The organism is Rhizobium sp. SEMIA 4085, assembly GCF_013004495.1.
Taxonomy (GTDB): domain Bacteria; phylum Pseudomonadota; class Alphaproteobacteria; order Rhizobiales; family Rhizobiaceae; genus Rhizobium; species Rhizobium gallicum.
The window spans coordinates 13,579-36,347 of sequence record NZ_JABEPH010000011.1; the positions used below are offsets into that span (position 1 = coordinate 13,579).

Consider the following 22,769-nt stretch of genomic DNA (forward strand, 5'->3'; position numbering starts at 1 on the left):
TTCAACCCGCCTTTGCCATCTGCATGAGGGTAACGCGTTGCTGCAGTCGACGCTGGGCCTGATCGACAACCACGGCAATGATAATCACCAGTCCCTTGATGACCATCTGCCAGAAGGACGAGACGCCCATCATGACCAGCCCGTCCGACAGGATGCCTATGACGAAGGCGCCAATAATCGTTCCGCCGATCGTCCCGCGGCCGCCCGACATCGATGTTCCGCCAAGAACCGCCGCAGCGATCGCGTTGAGTTCGAAGCTCTCACCAGTCGCCGGGTGCGAGGCCATGAGTTCCGATGAGATGACGACGCCGACGATGGCCGCGCAAAGGCCGGAGAACATATAGACGAAGATCTTTACGAGATCGACGCGGATCCCCGACATGCGCGCTGCGCGCTCGTTGCCACCGACGGCGAAGATATGACGCCCGATCGGCGTCGAGCGCGCGACATAAGCTGCAAGCAAGGCGAGCGCGATGAGGATCCAGATCGATACCGGCAAGCCGAGCACCCGACCTGCGCCAAAGAAGTCGAAGCCGGTCGTGGCATAATCAGGCCGGCCGACGAGGTTCGGAAAGGTCTGACCGTCTGAGGAAAGCAGCGCGAGACCGCGGGCGATATACAGGGTGCCGAGCGTCGCAATGAACGGGGCAACGTTGAGCTTCGTGATGAGCAGCCCGTTGATCAGCCCGATTGCGAGACCAATCGAGAGCGTGATCAATACGATCTCGAACAGGTTGAAATAGATGGTGTAGCCGATTGGCAGCTCGATCCCGTAAAGGATCAAACCGCCGGCGACCATGCCGCAAAGCCCGACGATCGATCCGACCGACAGGTCGATGCCGCCGGTGATGATGACGAACGTCATGCCCATCGCCAGGAAGGCATTGAGCGCGACGTGTTTTGACATCAGGATCATGTTCGCAGTCGAGGTGAAGTTCGGTGCGAAGATCGCGAAGAAGACGATGACGGCGAAGAGCGCGATGAAGGTTCTGAGCTTCATCAGCGTCAGAAGGAAAGAGCCGTTCGCGCTCGCCGGCGATGAGGTGGATGAAGTAGCGGCCGTCATGAGGCGAGTTTCCCTTGATGTCCATGTCCCTTGGCCGAAGCCTGGACAATGGCTTCTTCCTTTGCCTCACTGCGATCGAAAACGGCCACCAGTTGGCCGTTGCTCAACACCGCGATGCGATCGGAAAGCGCCATGACCTCTTCGAGGTCAGAAGTCGAAAACAGAATGGCGAGCCCGTTTGCCGCCAGCCGGCGCATGGTGCGGAAGACATCGGCCTTGGCGCCTACATCGATGCCGCGGCTTGGCTCGTCCATCAAAAGCACTTTTGGGTTGGTCATCAGCGCCTTGCCGATGACCACCTTTTGCTGGTTGCCGCCCGACATCGAGGTCACTTCGAAATCCGGGTTGGGCGCCTTGATCGAGAGGTCCCGGATCGCATCGCGAATGGCGTTCTTCTCGGCGCCGCTGTCGATGTGGAAGAGGCGGGTAAAGCGACCAAGGCTTGCCAAGGTCAGGTTGGAGGCGATGGAGAGCACCTGGACCAGTCCCTCCCGCTGCCGGTCTTCCGGAATGAGCGCAAGGCCGCGGCGGATGCGCCTGGTGGTATCGCGGGCGCGTACTTCCTTGCCTTCGATGAAGATCTTGCCCGTAGAGTGCAGGTGACGTCCGATCACGCATTCGAAGAATTCGCTGCGCCCGGCGCCCATGAGACCATAGATGCCGAGAATTTCACCCGCTTTGACCGATAGCGAGACGTTGTCGACCGCAAGTCCGCCCGTCGGTCGCGGCAGGCTGATGTTTTCGGCGCGGAACACCTCGTCTCCGACGGCGTGATCTGCCGACTTTGCGAAATCCTTGGCATCAGAGCCGATCATGGAGCGCACGATCCAGCGTGTATCGATATCGCGAACCATCGCCTGGCCGGTGATCTGGCCGTCGCGCAGGACAGTGATGTAATCGCCGATGCGCATCAGCTCTTCAAGCCGGTGTGAAATGTAGATGATCGCCACCCCTTGAGCCTTCAACTCGGCAATCACCTTAAAGAGGACTTCAACTTCGGCGGCCGAGAGGGCAGAGGTTGGTTCATCCATGATCAGGATGCGGGCATTCAGCGACATCGCCTTGGCGATTTCGACGAGCTGCTGCTGGCCAATCGGCAGATCCTCGACCATCGCTTCGGCCTCGATTCCGGCATCCAGACGCTTCAGAAATTCATTGGCTTTCGCGGCCTGTGCCTTGTGGTCGATGCCGAATAGGCCGCGTGTGATCTCGCGAGTGGCGAAGATGTTCTCCGCGACCGACATGTTGGCGAAGAGATTGAGCTCTTGAAAGATCATGCCGATTCCGTAGGCTTGCGCATCGGCCGGGCTGGCGAACGAGACCGGCTCACCATCCAGGATGATGCGGCCGAGTGTGGGGCGCTCGACGCCTGCGATAATCTTCATCAGCGTCGATTTGCCCGCGCCGTTTTCGCCGACCAGGACGTTAACGGCACCTTGGTGCAGCTCGAGATTGGCGCGCTTGACCGCGACGATGCCGGAATAGACCTTCGACACGTCGTCGAGGCGCAGGATAATGTCGTCCTTCGGTGTGGCGGTCGCCGTCATGATGCCACCGTCAGTTGGCAAGGCGTAACAAGTGGAAGCTGTCCGCTGTTTGGCAGAGGGAAGGCCCCGATGACGGTCACTGTCTTGCCGGCTAGGCCGTCGCGTGGGATAGCGGACAGGAAGGCGGTATTGGCCTTCTCGTTGAACGCCTTGCCAAACTGCGCCCACTCGATCTGGTTCTTGAATTCGTTGAAATTGACGAAGTCGAGGGTGTCGCGCAACGCCGTGCCGCGCAGAGCCGGCCCGATCTGGACCTTTGCATCGGCTTTTCCGTCGCCATCGGCGTCGACATCGAGCGTTGCTGCACGCGATGCCGTGTCGGCCGCAATGACCTTGCCGGTGAATTTCACCGCATAGGTCCACGGCGAGCTGCTCTGCTTGCGCGGGTTGCCATACCTCCCTCCCGCCTGGTCTGGGCTGGAGGTGGCCAGCTGCAAGACTTCTTTCAGTTCGCCTGCGCGCTTCTCGAAATAGGGTACGACCTGGGGCTGCCAGATCGCCTCGACCCTTGCATTCGGATCGAAGGCGGTCTTGGCCGCTGCCGCCGCCTTTTCCTCTGCGGTCGGTGTCTTGATGATCTTGCAACCGGGCAAGGCCGCCGCCACGACTGCAGCGAGCAGAGCGCCCTTCATTCTCAACATGCAATGAACCTCGACATACAATATGCACTGCAGAGGGCGCAGTGCTGCGCCCTCTGCAAGACTCGGTGCGGTTAGTTCGTGAGCGCGAAGGTCTCGAGCTTGTCAGCATTGTCTGCGTTAACGAGAACGCAGTCCATGAGCTGCTTTTCTTCTTTGGGTGTCGTCCTGTTCTTGATGTAGGCGTCTGCCTGTTCGACGGCCAATTGCGCCTGGGCATAGGCCGGCTGCAGGACGGTCGCCTTGATGCCGCCGGATTTGATGGAGTCGCGGACATCGTTGGAACCGTCAAAGCCGACGACGATCACGTCCTTGCGACCGGCAGCCTGGAGGGCTGCGATCGCCCCCATGGCCATCGTGTCGTTGCCCGAAATCACGCCGTTGATGTCGGGATTGGCCTGGAGGATTGTCTCCATCTTCGAATAGGCTTCCGTCTGGCTCCAGTTCGCCGACTGCTTGGCGACAAGTTTCAGGTCCGGATAGTCGTCGATAACGTCATGGTATCCCTGGGAGCGGATGCCGGCATTGGTGTCGGACTCCTTGCCCACCAGCTCGACATAATTTCCCTTTTCACCCATCAACTTGACGAACTCCTGCGCACCAAGCTGGGCACCCTGGTAGTTGTTGGAAACGATCTGGGCAACGGCGACGCCCGTCGCATTGATTTCGCGGTCAATCAGGAAAGAGGGGATGCCCGCATCCTTGGCCTTCTTGACGGCCGCGACAGAGGCGTCTGCACCGGCATTATCGAGGATGATGGCCTTGGCACCCCTTCCGATTGCGGTGTCGATCATTTCGGACTGCTTGTTGGCGTCATCGTCATGCGTCATGACGAGGGCTTCGTAGCCAAGTTCCTTTGCCTTGGCCTCAGCACCGACGGCTTCGGCCTTGAAGAAGGGATTATCATGGGCCGGCGTGATGATGGCGATAAGGTCGGCCGAATATGCCGGAATGGCCGTTGCGAGCGCCATTGCGCCGGCGAAGGCCGCAATTGTCAATTTACGTGTCAGTCTCATTTTCTCCTCCCGGGTGTGAATGTGAATAGCGCGCCCCGTCTCCCTTGGGGCGGTTGAGGGGAGGCGTTGCCTCCCCAGGCCAGTATCAGGTGATACGCCGGATGCTTTCGGCGATCTCCTGTGGTTCGAAAACCTTCTTCCAATCTTCGCGCATCAGCGCAGGAATGCCGAACTCGATCGCCTTGTTGCAGGCATCTGAAAACACGCCGTCAACTTCCTTGAAGATGACCGCGCCAAGCACGTTCATATGGCCGAGCAGGAAGTCGCGGGCAGCTTCTTCGGGCACGCCGCGCGCGACGCATTCGTCCATGGCCTGTCGCATGACGACGAGGAGCGATGCGCAGACGGTTTCGGACAAGCCAGGTTCGAGCATTGCAAGTTGGTCGACTGTAACCCGGTGCGAGCGCATGACGGGCGCCCAGATGACCTTGGCGATCTCCTCGCCGAGCGCGTATGCGCTTTCTGGTCCTTGCATCAGCGCCGAAACAATGTGCTGCTTGGCGAATAACCCCCCGAAATGGTCCTTCTTCGCCTGCATCTCCGTCTCGTCATTGAATATTGGCGGATGGCAGGGATGGGTAACAAAATAGGTGAGATCGTCGCGCTTTGGCAGATGACCGGCAAAGGGAGCCGCAGCGTCCAGGGCCATGACCATGGTTCCGGGCTTGAGCTTGTCGACGATGCCTGCCGCGACTTTTCCGATCGCCGAGTCCGGCACGGCAAGGATGACCACTTGCGCGCCATCAAGGGCGGCATCAACCGGCATGCATTCGAGGTTGAGGTCATTCTTCAGTCGGACTTTGCCGGCGTCGCTAACCTCAACATGGCGCACATCGAAACGTGAACCCTTGAGGTTCTTGGCAAGCCGATATCCCATTTTTCCGCCTGCGCCGAATAGGGCAATTCTAGTCATGTTTCCCTCACCTTCTTCTCAGTCCGATAGGACCATATACTGGTATAATGAGTCAATCACCATATCATCAATAAAGTATCACGATGCGTGGTTTTCTTCGTCGAGCCGATTAATTGGCGGTCCTTCAGCCTAAGGACGGCCAGAAGTATCGAAGCCCGACGTTTTATCCGCCCCACCAAAATGCTCGCGCTGGAACTCCTTCCACATCATTGGCAAGACTTCGCCCGACCACGCGCCGGATGCGAATACAAGTTCACGGTCCGCATCGGCAAGGCGGTTCGCGAAGGCGAGCGCTTCGTCTACGATCTTGTTCATCTTGAAGCTGGTGCGGACCCGGAAGCTTATCTCAGTTCTTCCTTCCATCGCGGATCTGCGCGAAATAGCCGTCGGATCCAACCTGGCCGCCCTTAAGAGCGATCTGCAGGCCATTCGTCGGCCCATAGCTGCCATGCGCGAGGCAAAGCGGAGAACCCGGTGTGTGGGGAAGCGGAAGTAGCGTCGTCAGAGCATCGATCTTCAACTGCCTGAGTGCATGACTGGAGGTATCGCCACCGGCAATGACGGCACGTGAAAGCCCTTCGCTCTCGATCAAACGGCGCAAGACCGAGCCGAGCACATTTCCGAGCTTGTGACGAGCGCCCGCGACCATGTCGATGTGGACGCCAACGTCTGCCGACGGGCCAAGGGCGGTATAGAAAATGACGCTCTTTCCCTGCTTCAGCTTTCGGGTGCCGGACTGTACCGCCTCATCCGCACAGCGTTCGCTATCCTCCGACACCAGTGCAAGAGGGTCGATTGCAATGGTTTCAAAGCCGTCATGGACCGCATTTCGGATTTGACGCTCGGTCGTCGGAGATACGCTGCCGGAGACGACGGCGAGGCGGTCGACCGGGCCCACATCGGCAAACTCGATGCTGCCTTGGCCGATAACGCCGTTTTGCCGCCAGGCACTGAGAAGCGCGTATTCGACCCCCGACGAGCCGGCAACGAAACTTGAGGATTTGCTGGTCAGACGGAGTAGCTGTTTACCTGCAGCCACCTGCGTCGCCTCGGATTCGACATCGATGAGCACAATCCCTTCTGAATTCGACGCGAGTTCGTCAATACGCGCGTCGGCGTTTGCCGATGTGAGTGCAACAAGATCGGCGACGGCAACGGGAAGGCGGGTCTGCTTTGCCAGGTGGGCGGCAAGGTCGGCCTCATCCATCGGAGTTACCGGATGACAGCGCATCACCGGGTGCCGGTCGATGCGATAGATATGGCCCTGGTAGGCGGCAAAAAGGTTGCCGAAGGCGGTATAACGCTTCAATTGCGGCGCACCAACGATGACAGGCACAATGGGCTGAGCGAAGGTCGTCCGGCCGATTTCGATCGCCTTGCCGATGCTGCCGATCTCAGCACTGGAATCGAAGGTCGAGCAGACCTTGTAGTGGCATATCTCGGCGCCCAGCGACTTCAGCCATTCGAAAGCGGGCGTCAGGTGCTGTTGCATCCATGCGGTTGTCTCGCTGCGACTTGTTCCCGCAATACCGATCGCCTGGCAACCCTTGAAGCGGGCGAGAATATCGGCCGTAGGGATGTCGAGAAAGAGCGCAGTCGCTATGCCGTTCGACGCCAAGGCCTCCATGACATCGGTGGAGCCGGTAAAGTCATCGCCGTAGTAGCTGATGAGAAGCTTGTCCATCGCGATCAGGCGCCTTTTCCGTCGCTGAACTTTGCAATGGAAGCCGCAAGCTCGGGATGATCTTTTGCGTAGGCCTCCAATGGTATGTCGGCGACTGCGGCCTGCCAGGCCTGCTGTACCGCCCGAACGCCGGCTGCCGGTCCGCCGGGATGACTGACGATGCCGCCGCCGCAAAGGTAGAGAAGGTCGGTGGTACGGCCGGTTCGTTGGTAGGTCTCCGGCGCCTGTCCTCCCCACTGACCGGATCCAGCAACCGGAAGCGGGCAGTCGGAGGCGTCGAAGAGGGGCGTGGTGACGGCCTTGAACGATGCGATGAAGCTTTCGTCCGGTTCCCAGTATTTTACCCGGATGCCGTTGATCTGGAACTGGTCGACGCCGAGCAGTCGCCAAAACTGCTGGTAGACCTTGAAGTCCATGCCGGCGCCCGGGTCGCGCGTCAGGACGTCCCAACCGTTGCGATGCGCATGCAGCACCAGATTGGAACGCTTTCGAAGAAAACTCATGCCGCCGAAGCCGATCGAGTTGATGTTGACGACGGCGCAGTTGCCGCCGGCCTTGGCGACGATGTCGTGGTTGCGCATCATTTCGTCGGGGTCGGCATGCGAGATGCCGAACGCATACATGACCTTCTTGCCGGTCTTCTGTTCATGGTCCAGAATACGCGGCATGATCGCCGCGACACGCTCCTTGAGTGGCGAATAGGCCGGGCTCATCAGCTTCTCGTCATCCTTGATGAAGTCGACGCCGGATTTGATGAGTTCGCCGACAAGCTCCGCCGTTTCCAGCGGCCGCAGGCCAAGGGCCGGCTTGACGATCGTTCCGATGATCGGACGGGCCTCTACCCCGGTCAGGCGGCGACTTCCGGGAATGCCGAACTGCGGTCCAGGATGGGCACCCCTGAAGGCGTCCGGCAGTTTCATGTCGACGATGCGAATGCCGGTCATGCCCTTGATGGAATAGACGCCGCTAATCGCGATGGTCATCAGCGCCGAAAGATCTGTGCCGATCGCGTCCAGCGGAAAGGCGATGTCGACCTCGGCGCGGTGGAGCAGAGTGCCGGGCCCAACCTCCGGCCATGTTGGGCGGCCTGCATCGCCGAGGCGGCGGATCGCCAGAACTCGGGCGGCGACACGCGATTTCAGCTCCTCGGTTTCACCCGGAACGGGCACGAAGGTTCCGGTCGACTGGTCGCTTGCGATCTTGTCCGCCATTGATTCGACGCTCCCAGGCGTCTCGATGCGGTAGGTGAGCGTAATCATCATGGCGGGCGGTTTGCTCCTGTCGCCACGAAAGTTTGGCATGGCGTCAACTTATGATCTGGTATAATCAGTATTCCAATCGATGAAAAGTGGAATCTTTCAATACGCGAATTTCGGGCTGAGCTTTGTTCTCGGCATGGAAGATGGTAGGAGGAGACATTTTGAGCCAGCGAGATCTTATGACACATCCCATCGAACAAATCGTCCGCCGGAAACTGTCCGACGAAGTGTTTGATCGACTCGAGCGGATGATTACGTCAGGCGAACTACAGCCTGGGGATGAAATGCCGTCCGAACGCGTTCTCATGGAGCGCTTTGGCGTTGGTCGTCCTGCAATCCGCGAAGCGATGCAGTCACTTGCCAATAAGGGGCTCGTGAACATTTCCCATGGTGAATGAGCCAAGGTACTGCAACTGACGGCGCAATCAATCTTCCGTCAGGTCGATTTGACAGCGAAGATCATGCTGTCCCAGTCGGCCGATTCTCTGGAGCATCTGAAGAGCGCCCGAATTTTCTTCGAACGGGGCATGGCGCGGGAGGCCGCTCAACGTACCAAGCAGAGCGACGTCGACGCGCTTCGCGACATTATCGACCGCCAGCGCCGCGCGTTGGGACACGCAGAAGAGTTCATTGCCGCGGATATGCATTTTCATACGCGCATCGCTCAGATTTCCGGCAATCCGATATTCGTCGCAGTGAGTGAGGCAATGCTCGCATGGCTGAAGGAATATCACACCGAAATGCTCATCTGGACCGGCAAGGAAAAGCTTACACTGGTCGAGCACGAGGAAATTCTTGAGCGGCTTGCCGCAAACGACGCCGATGGTGCCGAGGCAGCGGTTCTGAAGCATCTCGAACGCTCGCGGGCCCTCTACACGAAGTAGTTCACTCACGTGGCTCCATCACTATGGTCTGCGAGGCCTTGCGGATGAAGTTTCGCTCGAGCCGCCAATCGGCAGCAGTCGCTTGCTCATGCTCTCTTGGGAATGCTTTCGGCAAATGCCTGGAACAAGGCTTGCCCATTCGGCCAGTCCTCAAGCCCACTGCGGCCGTTGATATGGCCGAGTGCTCCGACCTCGACAATGTGGCTGCCCCATTCGGCCGCCCGCATGCGGGCATGTTCAATCTTGCCATAAGGATCGTCGGAACTTGCAATGACGAGAGAGGGGAAACGGAGCCTGCCTTCCGGTGGGTTGGTGAAATCGGCAGCCTCCGCTGGAAAGGCATCGGACTGCGGATCGGGAACCGCCACAAGGAAGGCGCCTGCTACGGGAAGAGAAGAAACGCGCTGCCAATGGACGACCAGAAGGCACGCCAGGCTGTGCGCCACCAGCAGCGGCGCATTTTTCGTGGCGGCGACGGTTCGCTCCAGCGCCGCGGCCCAGTCCGGTAAATCCGGCCTATCCCAGCTCCTCGGTTGAAAACGGATCGCTCGGGGATTTGTCCGCTCCCAATGCGTTTGCCAATGTGTCTCCCCTGATCCTCCAATACCGGGCAGAATGATGATGTCGGCCATGATTTCTCCTTTCACGTCGGGAAGATGGCGTCTTCCATCTGTCTCTGGAATAGGCAATCATCGGAAAACACATCCGATTTCCGATGAACTAACGGTCAAAGCATGCCACCTGCCCAAAACGGACGCTTCCTGCTCGATCCGACCGATATCGCCATCATTGAAGCATTGCAGGAGGACGGACGGATTGCGATTTCGGAACTTGGGCGCAAGATTGGATTGTCTCAACCGGCGACGTCGGAGAGGGTAAAGCGGCTGGAAGAACGTGGCATCATCGCTGGGTACGGAGCACGTATCGATGCCGCCCGGCTAGGATTGGGAATGATGGCGGTCGTACGCCTTCGTACGACGCACGAGCACATCCGCGCATGTTTGAAGCAATTTTCCGAAATGCCACATATTATAGAAGTGCTGCGGCTGACGGGAGAGGACTGCTTTTTCTTGAAGGTTCTGGTCCCGTCACCGGGAGACCTCGCAACGATTGTGGATTCGATCGCGCGGTTCGGAGCGGTCACAACGTCCCTCGTTTTGCGCGACGAGCCGCCGAAATTCATCGGGCGCACACTGATCCAGCAGGTTTAGGAATTCCAGCACAAAGCCGATCAGGCGTATTTCGCGAGTGCAAAAAAACGAACGCAACGTCGACCAAGAAGAGGTACGCCCGTGCATCAACCGATGCCGACAGAGAAAGGGATTACGCAGTTCCTTGCAATCTGTGACAGCTTCTATCCCGCTGATGCGGTGGCTGCTCCCATTTCCCAGCAAAGGCAATGGTACGATGCTCTTTGTGTGGGTTTCGACCAGCCCCTGCCGGAGGGCCTGACGACTGAGGATGCCCGCGTTCTCGACCGGATTGCGATACGGCATTATCGGCCGAAGGCGATCAGGACAGAGACCGTCCTGCTTTATCTGCATGGCGGCGGCTTTGTGGTGGGATCGCTTGAGAGCCATCATGCGATCTGCGCAGAGATTGCCGATTTTGCCGGTGCCGAGCTAATTTCGGTCGATTATCGCCTTGCGCCCGAATATCGATGGCCGGCGCAAACGGATGATTGTTTCGAGGTGTTGAAACACCTGCTCGTCTCAGACAGGCAGGTCGTGCTGATCGGCGACAGTGCTGGCGGCAATCTCGCCGCTGGATTGGCGATCAGGGCGCAGCAGCAGCGATTGCTCGGCATTGCCGGCCAGGTGCTGATCTATCCGACGCTTGGTGGAGACCTTGTATCCGGTTCCTTCATTGAAATGGAAAATGCACCGGGGCTGAGAACGTCGGACGTCGCCTATTACCGCGCAAGCCTGAAGGCTCCGCCAGGCGATCCCGTCGCCGAACCCCTTGCCGCCGCCTCATTTGCGGAGCTGCCGCCCGCCTTCATCACCGTCGCTCATTTCGATCCGCTGCGCGACGATGGCCGCCACTACGCGGCCAAGCTTGCAATGGCCGGTGTGGAGGTCTGGTTCCGCGAAGAGCCGCAATTGGTACACGCCTGGCTAAGAGCGCGTCATATGAGCGATGGAGCCCGCATCGGCTTTCGGGCAGTGTGCGAGGCCGCCAGCCGCTTTGCTGCAGCATGACATTACATCAGGTCCCGCGGGATCTGCTTTTCTGCGAAGATCTTTTCGAAGACCTGAGCCTCGCCTTCATAGGCCGTGACAACGGCGCTGATCATCCAACTCGTCTTAGTGCAGGAGATCCTGGCCGTCGACACGGTGCGGATCGACCAGCCGTGGCGCTGCATGTCGAATGTCCATGTGGAAGTGCCGGTCATCGAGAGAGGATCGTCGGGCGCGATCGACCAGACTTCTTGCCTCAGCTGCCGTGTCGAAAGCCCAGTCTCGGGATGCTCGAAAAGACCGGTGTCCTCATGGATCTGATAATGGGTAAAATTGCCGGACAGATCACGGACGACCTGTCTTTTCGTGGCAGCAGGAGCGTGCTCGATATACTTCGGCAGTGGATCAGGATCCTCAGGCGCCTTCATCTCGATCTGTTGATGGTCGCCGAGTTTGGGAAGCGCAAGGCCGATCGAAGCTGTATCGATGCTCACGCCAGCGTCTTCCGGAGGCGGCAGTATCAGCGGCCAATAGGCAGTCGAGAGTGAAAGGCGGATGCGGTGACCGCGGCCGACGCGATAGCCCAAGGCATCAAGGACGACGCGCACCGTGGTCGGTTCTCCCGTCTTCAGCGGTTCCGGCTCGGCATTGCCGTCACGATGAGCAAGGTTGAGCACGCCGAACGAGATGCGTGTCGCTGTCCCATCGGGATGAACATCGACCAGACGCACGCAAAGATTGGCGGTCGCCGCCTCTGAGCGAAGAGACAGAGTAACTTCCGGCCGGCCGAGATAGTCATGGTCTTCGGCAATCGGCACGGTCTCGAAAACGAGTGACCCCGCATCGTCGCCGCGCTGGTCGAGAGCCATCTCCGCATCCGGCTTCAGCGTGAAATATTCGCCTGACGCAGTGCCGGTATCGAGCGGTGAACGGAGATGGAGGCGATGCTCCGGCGCCTGGGGGATCGGCATCCCCTCAGTCAGCCGGCCGAACTGCTCGACATAAAAACACTGCATCTTTGGCGGCTCCCAGACATCCTTGGCGATCCAGAAGCCAGGGTCGAAATCGCGGCGCGGCGCCGGCCGGATGGCGTCGAGGATATAGGCGCGCACCTGCGGCAGCGCATCGGCGCCGTTTTTGTCGCCACGCAGCCAGCGGTTCCACCAGGCGATTGCCTCCCCGTGAAAGTCGGCGCGTGGCTTTGGCCAGGCGAAATGCGGGTATTTGTGAACCCAGGGCCCGATGAGCGCCTTCGCCTTGCCGCCCAGACCTTCCACCGCCATCAGCGGCGTATTGCGGTAGCCATCGGCCCAACCGGCGATGACCAGTGCGGGAATGTCGACGCGGGAAAAATCTTCCGAGATCGAGCCATGACGCCAGAAGTCATCCTTGCGCTGATGCTTGAGCCACTCGTCCATGAAGAAGGGTTCGCGCTTAAGGCGCTGCAGCCACATTTCCTTCCAGCGGTCGCCGACGATTGCAGGATCCGGCGGGCGCGATTGATAACCGAGCATGGTTGCCGCCCAGGAAAGCTGAGCCGAAAGATGGCATCCGTTTTTGTAATGTATGTCATCGTTAAAACGATCGACCGTCGAAGCGATGGAGATGATCGCTTTAAGAGCCGGCGGGCGAAGGGCTGCGACCTGGAGACTGTTGAAACCGCCCCAGGAGATACCCATCATGCCGACAGAACCATTCGACCATGGCTGAGCAGCGATCCAAGCGATCAGTTCGCAGGCGTTGGCGAGTTCGAGCTCAGTATATTCGCCGTCGATGACATCGTCGGATTCGCCTGACCCTCTGATGTCGACGCGTACCCCAGCAATCCCCGCAGCGGCGAAGACGGGATAGGTCGATTCATCACGAAGGCTGGTTCCGTCGCGCTTGCGGTAAGGCAGGAACTCGAAGACTGCCGGAACGGGATCGGCCACCGCGTCGTCAGGCATCCAGATGCGCGCGGCAAGCTGCGTGCCGTCCTTGAGGGCGATCCAATGGTTTTCGATGGTCGTGAAGCCGCGTTCGGTCATGGTGTCCTGGTCAGCAAATGCGGGGGAATGGTGAACCTAGAAGAACAACCCGCCCCCCTGAATTCAGTTGCCGGCGCTCTCCATCCTGCGTGTGGTGAGCACCCGCTCAAGCCAGCCGATTTCCATCTCGGGTACGGATTTGAGCAAGAGATCGGTATAGTCGTCGAATGGCGGGGAGAGCACCTTGGATTTTGGTCCGAAGCGGACGAGCTTGCCGCGATGCATCACTGCAACGCTGTCGGCGATCGCCCGCACGATGGCGATATCGTGGGTGATGAAGATGTAGGAAAGCTGCGTATCTTCCTGCAGCCGCAGAAGAAGGTTCAAGATGCCTTCTGCGACCAGCGGATCGAGCGCTGAAGTGGGCTCGTCACAGAGTATGAGTTGCGGTTTTGCGGCAAGTGCCCGCGCAATGGCGACACGTTGCTTCTGCCCCCCTGAAAGCTCTGCCGGGTAGCGATCGATGAAGCCGCTGCCCATCTCGATCTGCTCGAGCAGTTCCTTGACCCGAGCGGTCTTGGCTGCCCCGCGCAGGCCGTAATAGAACGCTAGTGGCCGGCCGATGATGTCGCGCACGGTCTGGCGCGGGTTCATCGCCGTGTCGGCCATCTGGTAGATCAGCTGGATGCGCCTCAGGTCGTCATGCGAGCGACTTTTGACATTCGGCGTCAAAGCATTGCCGTTGAAATACACCTTGCCCTCGCTTGGCGGCAGAAGACCGGTGATGACGCGCGCACGCGTCGACTTTCCGGAACCGGATTCGCCGACGACGGCAAGCGTCTGGCCCCTTGGAACATGCAGCGAGACATCGTGCAGTACCTTGAAGCCGTTGGAATATTCAGCGCTGACATGGTCGACCTTCAAGAGCGTATCTGACTGGTCGGGTGCTTCTTCTCGAACAGCCTGCCGCACATTGACGAGGGCACGCGTATACTCTTGCCGCGGCGCCTCGATGATCTGCTGCACGCTGCCATACTCGACCTGCTTTCCATGGCGCAGCACCATGATGTCGTCGGAAATCTGAGCAACCACGGCGAGGTCGTGGGTGATATAGAGTGCTGCCGTGCGGGTCTTTTCGATCGCATGCTTGATAGCGGCAAGGACATCGATCTGGGTCGTGACGTCGAGCGCTGTCGTCGGCTCGTCAAAGACGATGAGTTCGGGATTGGGGCAGAGCGCCATGGCCGTCATGGCGCGCTGCAGCTGGCCGCCGGAGACCTGATGGGGAAAGCGATCCCCAAAGGTCTGCGGGTTCGGCAGGCCAAGCACCCGAAACAGGTACATTGCCCTTTCCTTCGCTTCCTCTTTGGTCACGAGCCCATGTTTCACCGCGGCCTCGATCACCTGATCGCCAAGCCGGTGTGCGGGATTGAAAGCGGCCGCCGCCGACTGTGCGACATAGCAGACACGCGCTCCGCGGATCCGGCGGATACCGTCCGTGTTGAGTGCAAGAATATTCTGGCCGTCGAGACGAACCTCGCCGCCTGTAATTTCTGCACCGCCTCGACCATAGGCCAGGGCAGAAAGCCCGATCGTCGATTTGCCCGCGCCGGATTCGCCGATGAGGCCAAGAACCTTGCCCCTTTTCAGGTCGAAGGACACGTCATCGACGATCGTCACGCGCTTCGGCGGCTCGCCGGGGGGATAGCTGGTCGCTTCGATTTTCAGATTGCGGACGCAAAGAAGCTCAGGCATCGCCGCGCCCTCCCTTGAGGCTGGACGTACGTTTCAACAGCCAGTCCACGACGAGATTGACGCAGACGGCAAGGGCCGCGATCGCCGAACCGGGAACAAGGGCTGCAGATATTCCGAAGATGATGCCGTCCTTGTTATCCTTGACCATGCCGCCCCAATCGGCCGCTGGCGGTTGAATGCCGAGACCGAGGAAAGAAAGCGTCGACAAGAACAGGATCGAGAAGGCGAAACGCAAGCCAAATTCGGCAAGCAGTGGTGTCAGCGTATTTGGCAGGATCTCGCGGAAGATGATCCAGGTCTTGCCTTCGCCACGCAGTTTCGCGGCTTCGACGAAGTCCATGACGGCGACATCAAGCGCGACCGCCCGACCGAGCCGGTAAACGCGGGTGGAATCGAGAATCGCCATCACGACAATCAGCACGATCAGGTTCTGTGGCAACACGGCGAGAACGACGAGCGCGAAGATCAGCGTCGGGATCGACATCATCAGATCGTTGAATCGTGAGAAGACCATATCGATCCATCCGCGCGAGACGGCCGCTGTGAAGCTCAAGATGATGCCGAGCGAAAAGGAGATGATCGTCGCGGCAAGGGCGACAAACAGCGTCGTGCGGGCGCCAAAGATCAGACGTGAGAGGATGTCACGTCCGAGGTTGTCGAGCCCAAAGAAATACTGGCCATCGGCTATCTGCCAGACGTTGCCGACCACTTCCGTTTCGCCATAGGGGGCGAGCAAGGGCGCAAAGATCGCGCAGATGAAGGCGGCGGCAATGCCGAACATACCGATCCAGGCCGTGATGGGAACATTTCGCAATCTCATCGCGGGTGCCTCAGTCGCGGATTGGCGATGATGGCGAGGATGTCGGCCACCATGTTCAGGAAGATATAGACGGCAGCGAAGATGAGGCCGCAGGCCTGCACGACCGGCATGTCGCGAACCGTGACAGCGTCGACCATATACTGACCCATGCCGGGATAGACGAAGACGACCTCGACAACCACGACGCCAACGACGAGATAGGCAAGATTGAGCGCCACGACATTGATGATCGGCGCCAGCGCGTTGGGGGCTGCGTGCTTGACGATTGATCGGAAGGCACCGAGCCCCTTGAGCTCGGCAGTTTCCATATAGGCTGAAGACATAACGGAAAGGATGGCAGCGCGCGTCATTCGCATCATATGGGCCAGAACGACGAGAACGAGGGTCGCCGTGGGCAGGGCGATCGCCTTAAGTCGGTCGACGAGGCCCATGCTTTCATAGACGGTCGCCGGAAAGGTCGCGACGCCGAATTTGACGGCGAAGAAAAGGATAAGGAGATAGCCGATGAAGAATTCAGGCAGCGAAATCGCCGCCAGCGAGATGATGTTTATGATCTTGTCCGGCAGACGGTTGCGGAAATGGACGGCGAGCATACCGAGACCGACGGCAAGCGGTACCGAGATGACGGCAGCGAAGCCTGCAAGGAAGAGTGAATTGCCAAGCCGCTTGCCGATCTGCTCGCCGACGGAATTTTTACTGGCCCACGACGAGCCGAAGTCACCCCGCAAGGCATCCCCGAGCCACTCGAAATAGCGCGTCGTTACCGGACGGTTCAGCCCGAGTTCCTGACGGATATTGGCGACGGCTTGAGGGGTTGCGGACTGGCCGAGATAGGTTGTCGCGAAATCGCCGGGCAGTGCTTCCAGGCCTCCGAAGATCACGACGGAGACGGCAAAGAGCAGGATGATGCTGAGCACGAAGCGCTCGAGAATAAGGGCAAGCAGAGGAAAACGCTGCTTGAACCTCAGGCCGGGTAAGATGTGACCTGACGGAGGATTGGACATGGCGATGGCCTCGTGCTGAAACGTCGGGTGGACCGCGGGGTGCATTCCCACGGTCCTGGCTGCGTTAGAGATGAGGGGCGTTAACCCCTTCACGCGCTAGGCGTCCAGCCAGACGCGGGTCGCGACGTAACCGTTCGACATGTCGTTGCCGATATCGTGAACATAGCCCTTTACCTGCTTGGTGGAAGCATTCACGAAGTCGTTGAACATCGGCAGGATGAGCCCGCCTTCGTCACGCACCATCATCGCCATCGTCCGGTACATGTCCTTGCGCTTGGTCTCATCGAGTTCGGCGCGCGCCTGTAACAGCAGCTTGTCGAAATCCGCCCGCTTGAAGCGTGTGTCGTTCCAGTCAGCTGTCGACAGATAGGCGGTGGAATACATCTGGTCCTGCGTCGGCCGCCCGCCCCAATAAGACGTCGAGAAGGGCTGGACGTTCCAGACGTTGGTCCAATAACCGTCGCCGGGCTCGCGCTTGACCTCGATCTCGATGCCCGCCTTCTTGCAGCTTTCCTGATAGAGAACGGCCGCATCGACTCCACCGGGGAAGGCCACCTCGGAGGTGCGCAACAGAACAGAGCCGCTGTGACCGGACTTCTTGTAATGGAATGCCGCCTTGTCGGGATCATACGCACGTTGCTCGATGCCCTCGGGAAACAGCGCATAGGTATTGTTGATCGGGAAATCATTGCCGAGCTTGCCATAACCACCAAGGATCTTCTTGACCATGGCTTCTCGATCCATGGCGTATTTCAGGGCAAGGCGCAGGTCATTGTTGTCGAACGGCGCGGTATCGCAATGCATGATGAAGACGTAGTGGCCGCGGCCGGAGGTCGACAAAATCTCCACGTTCGGTGCGCGCTTCAAAAGATCGACCGTCTTCGGATCGACGCGATTGATGTAGTGTACCTGGCCGGATGACAGCGCTGCGATACGGGCGGTAGCATCATTCATGCCGATGATTTCGATAGAATCGACATAACCGCGGTCGGAACGCCAGTCGTCCTTGTTCTTCTCGAAAGTTGCGCGAACACCCGGCTCGAAGCTCGTCAGCCTGTAGGGGCCGGTGCCGATCGAGGCGAGCGGATCGTCATTGCCGCCATTTGGCTGGATCACCAGGTGATAGTCGGTGAGCAGCAGAGGCATATCGGCATTGCCTTCGCTCAGCGTCAATACGAGATTGCCGCCATCCGCCTTGATATCCTTGATCGATCCCAGCACGCCAAGGGCGCCGGATTCGGACTTGGCGTCCGTGTGGCGCTTCAGCGTCGCGACGACGTCGTCGATTGTCAATTCCTTGCCGTCGTGGAATTTGACGCCCTTGCGGATCTTGAAGGTCCAGGTCGCCGCATCCTTCGACGGCTCCCAGGATTCGGCAAGCGCAGGGACTGCAGCCCCCGTCAGCGGATCGGATTCAACCAGCATATCGCCCCAGCAGCGGCCGACGCAGAACATGAACTGCGACAGGAATTTTGCGGGATCCTTGGAATCGGTTGCCGCCCCACCTTCGAGGCCGAGCTTCAGATGACCGCCACGCTTCGGCTCCGCTGCATGTGCGCTTTCAGTAAAAAGCTTATCGGCAACAGCCAGCGTAATGCCTGCTGCCATGGCACGTCCGATGAATTCGCGGCGGCTCAGTCCACCGGAGGTTACGCGACTTGTGAGATATTTCGTATAGCGGTTCATTCCCCTGTTCCTTCTTCTTGATCCGTTGACAGAACTTTCGGGCAATTGGCGGCATGCGGTTTCCTCTTCCGCCTGCGCTGCCCGAGATCATGCGGGAAAATGGCGGTTGCCGCCGCCTCGTCACTTTCCTTTCCACATTGGGGTTCGCTTCTCCGCGAAAGCCCGCGCGCCTTCCAATTGGTCTTCGCTCGAATAGAGGGCATCGACTGTTGCAAGCTGCCGTTTCGTGATCTTGTTCATGGCAGTCTGAAACGTTGTTCCCTCCGCTTCGCGCACGATTTCCTTGATTGCGGCATAGACAAGCGGCGGTCCGCTTTCGAGTAGGCGGCCAAGTGCCCATGCACGGTCCATCAATTTGTCGGCCGCGACGACCTCGTTAACGAAGCCCCAGCGATGGGCCTCGTGGACATCGAGCCAGCGTCCCGTCAGGAGCATGTCCATTGCGATATGGTAGGGAATGCGCTTGGGAAGCTTGACGGAAGCTGCATCCGCAACCGTTCCCGAGCGGATTTCCGGCAGCGCGAAGGTCGCATGTTCAGCCGCGACGATCAGATCCGCCGAAAGGGCAATCTCCAGTCCGCCGCCGCAACAGATGCCGTTGACCGCACAGATGATCGGCTTGTTAAGATCGCGCAGTTCCTGGATCCCGCCGAAGCCTCCGATGCCGTAGTCGCCATCGACGGCATCGCCTGCCGCTGCCGCCTTGAGATCCCAGCCTGCGGAAAAGAATTTTTCGCCGGCTCCGGAAATGATTGCTACGCGCAGGGCTGAATCGTCTCGAAAATCGCGGAAAAGAACGCCCATCTCGCGGCTCGTTGCAAGATCGATGGCGTTCGCTTTCGGCCGGTCTATGATGACCTCGAAAATCCCGCCGTCGCGTCTCGTGCGAATGGAGCTGCTCAACTTCTGCTACCTCCTTCGCCGTATGAGGGCGTCGACCGCGACAGCGCCCTTGTTTTCAGGAAGAACCATCAATGGATTAATGTCCAGTTCCTCCAGACGCGCGGCATTCTTTACGACATAATCTGCCGCTGCTGCGACAGCGAAGACAACCGCTTCGAGGTCGCCTTTTGGCCGGCCACGATAGCCGTTGATCAATTTTCCGATCCTCAGGCGCGAAATCGTCTCCGTTATCGCCGTTCTGGTCGTTGGAAGTGACAAAATGGCGGAATCTTCAAGCAATTCCACTAAAATTCCGCCCGAACCGACTGTGAGTGTCAATCCGAAGACAGGATCGCGTATTGCTCCAATGATCAGCTCTGCGACGCTGTGCTCCACCATCTTTTCGACCAGGAATGCCTTGGTGCCGTTCATTGATGTGGCTGCGTCGAATACCGCCTTCGCGTCCTTTAAGTTGAGCGCCACCGCACCCGCCTCGGTCTTGTGCTCAATGGCGAGCCCCTTGAGCGCGACGGGATAGCCGAGCCCTTGCGAGCATTCCATCGCCTCTTGCGGAGAATTCGCAACGACACCGGCAGGGACGGGAACGCCAAAGGCCGAGAGCGCGGCCTTTGCATCGGCCTCATCCAACGTTTCGATCTCGCCTTCGACTTGCGGCACGTCGAGAAGGCATGGCTCTGGCGGAACGCTCCATTCCCGACCGATTCGGCTTGCGATCTCGGTTGCCGCAAGCATTTCGAAAATGCCGCAAAAAGGTATGACGCCCCTCGCCATCAGGCTGACGGCACGATCTTCAGGCATGTTCTCGGGAAGCGTCGCGACAACGCCTGCAAGTCCACCGGTGGAGGCTGAAGCGGCAACGATCGCATCGACCGTCGTCGTCCAGTCGGTAGCATCGCATCGGTCGGTCCGCGGGAAATCAAGCACGACGAGATTGAGCGCATAGCCGCCGTCAAACATTGCCGTAAAAGCGTCCGTCTGGCGACCGAGATCGCCCCACGCAAAGGTGTGGTAGTCCAAGGGATTGGAAAGGGTGACCATTTGGCCGAGCGCGAGGCGAAGGGGCGCCAGCTGCCAAGGCCGCAAGGGGCGAAATTCTAAGGCGCGACCGACGGCGGCATCCGCCATCAGCGACGCTTCGCCACCTGAACAGCTCATCGCGGAAATCGCATTGCCGGTAAGCGGTCCGGCGACATGCAGGAGTTTTAGCGTTTCCAGCAATTCCGGCAATGAGCCGACACGGCCGATCCCCAGACGGCCAAGAACGGCATCGGCGACCGCGTCGCTGCCGGAAAGCGAAGCGGTATGTGAAACCGTCGCTCGTTTCGCCTGCTCGGATTTCCCGACCTTTAGCGCGACGACCGGTTTTTTCAGCTCGCGTGCTCGGAGCGCGAGGTCCTGGAGCACCGGCAGATTTCCGAAACCCTCTACGTAAAGCCCGACTGCGGTGACGCGAGGGTCCTCGAGCAGCGCGTAGGCGACGTCTGAAAGTGACGTCTGCGCCTGGTTGCCGACCGTGACCAGATAGGCGATAGGCAGGCCGCGCGTCTGCATGGTCAGGTTGAGCGCGATATTTGAAGACTGGGTAAGAATTGCAACGCCGCGGTCGACACGTTGCATCCCATGCTGGTCGGGCCAGAGCAATGCGCCATCAAGACCGTTGATCAAACCATAGCAGTTCGGCCCGAGGATCGGCATGTCGCCCGCCGCGTCCAGCAGGCGCCTTTGAAGATCGGCACCGTCGGCCAATTCGCCGGCCGCCTCGCTAAAGCCCGACGCGTAACAGACCGCACCGCCTGCTCCTCTTGCAGCAAGATCTCTGACAACGTCGAGTGTCAGGATTCTGTTGACGCCGACGAAAGCGGCATCGGGCGCGGCGGGCAGTTCCAGGATCGAACGATAACAGCGCCGTCCATGAACCTCTTCGAGTTTCGGATGGACCGGCCAGACGTCTCCACCGAACCCCATTCGGTCGCACTGCTCGATAACCCGATGCGCCTCGCGACCGCCGAAGACAGCGATCGTTTGAGGTCTGAGCAGGCGGTCGAGCGAGCGCTGGGTCATCGTTTCATGCTCCGAATGGCCGCAGCAGCTCACGGCTGATGATGTGGCGCTGGATCTCGGAAGTGCCGTCCCAGATGCGCTCGACCCGCGCATCCCGCCAGAAACGGGCAATCGGCAGATCGTCCATCAGACCCATCCCGCCGAAGATCTGGATGGCCTCGTCCGTTACGCGCGCAAGCATTTCGGAAGCGTAGAGCTTTGCCGAGGCGATCTCGCGGTTGGCGCCAAAACCCTGATCGAGCCGCCAGGCTGCAGCAAGCGTCAGCCAATCGGCCGCATCGATCTCGGTGATCATGTCCGCGAGCTTGAAAGAAACGCCCTGATTGGCCCCGATCGGCTTGCCGAACTGCCTGCGCTCGGCAGCGTAGGGAAGGGCCATCTCGAAGACGCGCCGGGCCCGTCCGACGCAGGTGGCGGCAACGCTCAGTCGCGTTCCGTAGAGCCATTCATTGGCGATATCGAAACCGCGATGGATCCCGCCCAGCACCTGGCTCTCGGGAAGCCGGCAATCGGTGAAGTTCAAGATGCAATTGTGGTAGCCGCGGTGCGATATGGAATCATAACCCTTGAGGATCTCGAAGCCAGGCGTGCCGCGGTCGACGAGGAAGGCCGTAATTTTCTTCTTCGTTCCCTTCTGTGTCTCCTCCTCGCCGGTTGCGGCAAAGACGATGACGAAATCGGCGACGTCGGCATGCGAGATGAAATGCTTCGTGCCATTGAGAATGAAATCGCTCCCATGGCGGCGGGCCGCACACTTCATGCCGCGCATGTCCGAACCGGCATCCGGCTCGGTAATTGCAAGCGCGTCGATCCGGTCCCCGCGCACAGCCGGCAGCAGATACCGGTCCCGTTGGTCACCTTCGCAGGCCATGAGAATACCCGAGGGACGACCGAAGAAGACCGTCAGGGCCATCGAGCCGCGGCCAAGTTCCCGCTCCACCAGAGTAAAAGTGGTATGGTCGAGCCCGGCGCCGCCAACCTCTTCAGGAAAATTGCAGGCGTAAAAGCCGAGTTCGATACACTTTCGCCGGATCGCCTGGCCAAGTTCAGGCGCGACGATGCCGGTGCGCTCGACGGCGTTTTCGTGCGGATAGATTTCCGTTTCGACGAAGCCGCGGACCGTTTTGACGATCATCTCCTGTTCTTCGTTGAGAGCAAAGTTCATGACGTACCCCAACGCTTCTGACCGACGTGGCGGCCGGCTCCTTCAGGACGGGGGAGAGCGGCATGGGCAGCGGCGATGGACCCGGCTTTCTCAAGCACCCCAGCTGCGGCGGGGGGCGCGTCGTTCTCTTTTACACAACTGACCGCGCCGGCCGGCCACTGAGCGGTGGCTTTTAGGGTGTAACGCTTACTCGCCAGAGAAAACACGATAGACAGCTCTGA

20 protein-coding genes and 1 pseudogene are annotated in these 22,769 nt (G+C 59.5%); 3 read left to right on the top strand and 18 right to left on the bottom strand.

The features are described from left to right. Position 1 precedes the first annotated feature (1 nt). The 8 genes from C9413_RS02470 to oiaX form a co-directional block, all read right to left on the bottom strand. On the bottom strand, positions 2 to 1,066 hold the full coding sequence (locus C9413_RS02470) for an ABC transporter permease (protein ID WP_040116061.1): 1,065 nt from the start codon (positions 1,064 to 1,066) through the stop codon (positions 2 to 4). Then, a complete protein-coding gene (locus C9413_RS02475) occupies positions 1,063 to 2,613 on the bottom strand; it encodes a sugar ABC transporter ATP-binding protein (protein ID WP_040116060.1) in 1,551 nt (516 codons plus the stop codon). Before C9413_RS02475 ends, C9413_RS02470 begins: the two co-directional genes overlap by 4 nt. Beyond that, on the bottom strand, positions 2,610 to 3,254 hold the full coding sequence (locus tag C9413_RS02480) for a DUF2291 domain-containing protein (RefSeq protein ID WP_040116059.1): 645 nt from the start codon (positions 3,252 to 3,254) through the stop codon (positions 2,610 to 2,612). Before C9413_RS02480 ends, C9413_RS02475 begins: the two co-directional genes overlap by 4 nt. A 71-nt stretch (positions 3,255 to 3,325) precedes the next feature. Next, entirely contained in the window at positions 3,326 to 4,267 is a 942-nt protein-coding gene (locus C9413_RS02485; protein WP_040116058.1) for a D-ribose ABC transporter substrate-binding protein, read from the bottom strand. Positions 4,268 to 4,352: 85 nt separating this feature from the next. Beyond that, entirely contained in the window at positions 4,353 to 5,180 is an 828-nt protein-coding gene (locus C9413_RS02490) for a phosphogluconate dehydrogenase C-terminal domain-containing protein (RefSeq protein ID WP_040116057.1), read from the bottom strand. 129 nt (positions 5,181 to 5,309) lie between these two features. After that, positions 5,310 to 5,543, bottom strand: coding sequence for a hypothetical protein (locus C9413_RS32630; protein ID WP_040116056.1), 234 nt, complete (start codon positions 5,541 to 5,543; stop codon positions 5,310 to 5,312). After that, a complete protein-coding gene (locus tag C9413_RS02500; protein ID WP_040116055.1) occupies positions 5,527 to 6,864 on the bottom strand; it encodes a four-carbon acid sugar kinase family protein in 1,338 nt (445 codons plus the stop codon). Before C9413_RS02500 ends, C9413_RS32630 begins: the two co-directional genes overlap by 17 nt. Positions 6,865 to 6,869: 5 nt before the next feature. Next, a complete protein-coding gene (gene oiaX, locus C9413_RS02505; RefSeq protein WP_040116054.1) occupies positions 6,870 to 8,126 on the bottom strand; it encodes a 3-oxo-isoapionate-4-phosphate decarboxylase OiaX in 1,257 nt (418 codons plus the stop codon). A 176-nt stretch (positions 8,127 to 8,302) separates the two neighbouring features. Between oiaX and C9413_RS02510 the strand changes: the two are divergent. Continuing rightward, a pseudogene (locus C9413_RS02510) lies at positions 8,303 to 9,007 on the top strand (transcriptional regulator NanR). Positions 9,008 to 9,093: 86 nt separating this feature from the next. Here the strand turns inward: C9413_RS02510 and C9413_RS02515 are convergent. Continuing rightward, entirely contained in the window at positions 9,094 to 9,639 is a 546-nt protein-coding gene (locus C9413_RS02515; RefSeq protein ID WP_040116052.1) for an alpha/beta hydrolase, read from the bottom strand. A gap of 102 nt (positions 9,640 to 9,741) precedes the next feature. Here C9413_RS02515 and C9413_RS02520 point away from each other — a divergent pair, with 102 nt between their 5' ends. After that, positions 9,742 to 10,218, top strand: coding sequence for an Lrp/AsnC family transcriptional regulator (locus C9413_RS02520; protein WP_040116051.1), 477 nt, complete (start codon positions 9,742 to 9,744; stop codon positions 10,216 to 10,218). 93 nt (positions 10,219 to 10,311) lie between these two features. Further along, complete coding sequence (locus tag C9413_RS02525; RefSeq protein WP_040116050.1) at positions 10,312 to 11,208, top strand: alpha/beta hydrolase; 897 nt, start codon at positions 10,312 to 10,314, stop codon at positions 11,206 to 11,208. 2 nt (positions 11,209 to 11,210) lie between these two features. On the opposite strand, the gene C9413_RS02530 is transcribed toward C9413_RS02525, so the two are convergent. The 9 genes from C9413_RS02530 to C9413_RS32635 all read right to left on the bottom strand — a co-directional run. After that, on the bottom strand, positions 11,211 to 13,214 hold the full coding sequence (locus tag C9413_RS02530) for a CocE/NonD family hydrolase (protein ID WP_170250164.1): 2,004 nt from the start codon (positions 13,212 to 13,214) through the stop codon (positions 11,211 to 11,213). A gap of 63 nt (positions 13,215 to 13,277) precedes the next feature. Beyond that, positions 13,278 to 14,909, bottom strand: a complete 1,632-nt coding sequence (locus C9413_RS02535; RefSeq protein WP_170250165.1) for an ABC transporter ATP-binding protein — start codon at positions 14,907 to 14,909, stop codon at positions 13,278 to 13,280. Beyond that, on the bottom strand, positions 14,902 to 15,729 hold the full coding sequence (locus C9413_RS02540) for an ABC transporter permease (protein WP_040116047.1): 828 nt from the start codon (positions 15,727 to 15,729) through the stop codon (positions 14,902 to 14,904). Before C9413_RS02540 ends, C9413_RS02535 begins: the two co-directional genes overlap by 8 nt. Further along, the gene (locus C9413_RS02545; protein WP_040116688.1) at positions 15,726 to 16,733 is read right to left on the bottom strand and encodes an ABC transporter permease; all 1,008 of its coding nucleotides are present in this window, start codon (positions 16,731 to 16,733) and stop codon (positions 15,726 to 15,728) included. Before C9413_RS02545 ends, C9413_RS02540 begins: the two co-directional genes overlap by 4 nt. Before the next feature lie 96 nt (positions 16,734 to 16,829). Then, complete coding sequence (locus tag C9413_RS02550) at positions 16,830 to 18,419, bottom strand: ABC transporter substrate-binding protein (protein ID WP_040116046.1); 1,590 nt, start codon at positions 18,417 to 18,419, stop codon at positions 16,830 to 16,832. Positions 18,420 to 18,539: 120 nt separating this feature from the next. Further along, positions 18,540 to 19,322 (bottom strand): carnitinyl-CoA dehydratase, encoded by a 783-nt coding sequence (locus C9413_RS02555; protein ID WP_040116045.1) that lies wholly within the window; start codon positions 19,320 to 19,322, stop codon positions 18,540 to 18,542. A 6-nt stretch (positions 19,323 to 19,328) separates the two neighbouring features. Further along, complete coding sequence (locus tag C9413_RS02560) at positions 19,329 to 21,383, bottom strand: acetate--CoA ligase family protein (protein ID WP_040116044.1); 2,055 nt, start codon at positions 21,381 to 21,383, stop codon at positions 19,329 to 19,331. A 4-nt stretch (positions 21,384 to 21,387) separates the two neighbouring features. After that, positions 21,388 to 22,548 carry an acyl-CoA dehydrogenase family protein gene (locus tag C9413_RS02565; protein WP_040116043.1) on the bottom strand — a complete coding sequence of 387 codons (1,161 nt, stop codon included), beginning with the start codon at positions 22,546 to 22,548 and terminating at the stop codon, positions 21,388 to 21,390. After that, positions 22,545 to 22,769, bottom strand: a 225-nt coding sequence (locus C9413_RS32635; protein WP_210263382.1) for a hypothetical protein, incomplete at its 5' end; no start/stop codon positions are given. The genes C9413_RS02565 and C9413_RS32635, both read right to left, overlap by 4 nt.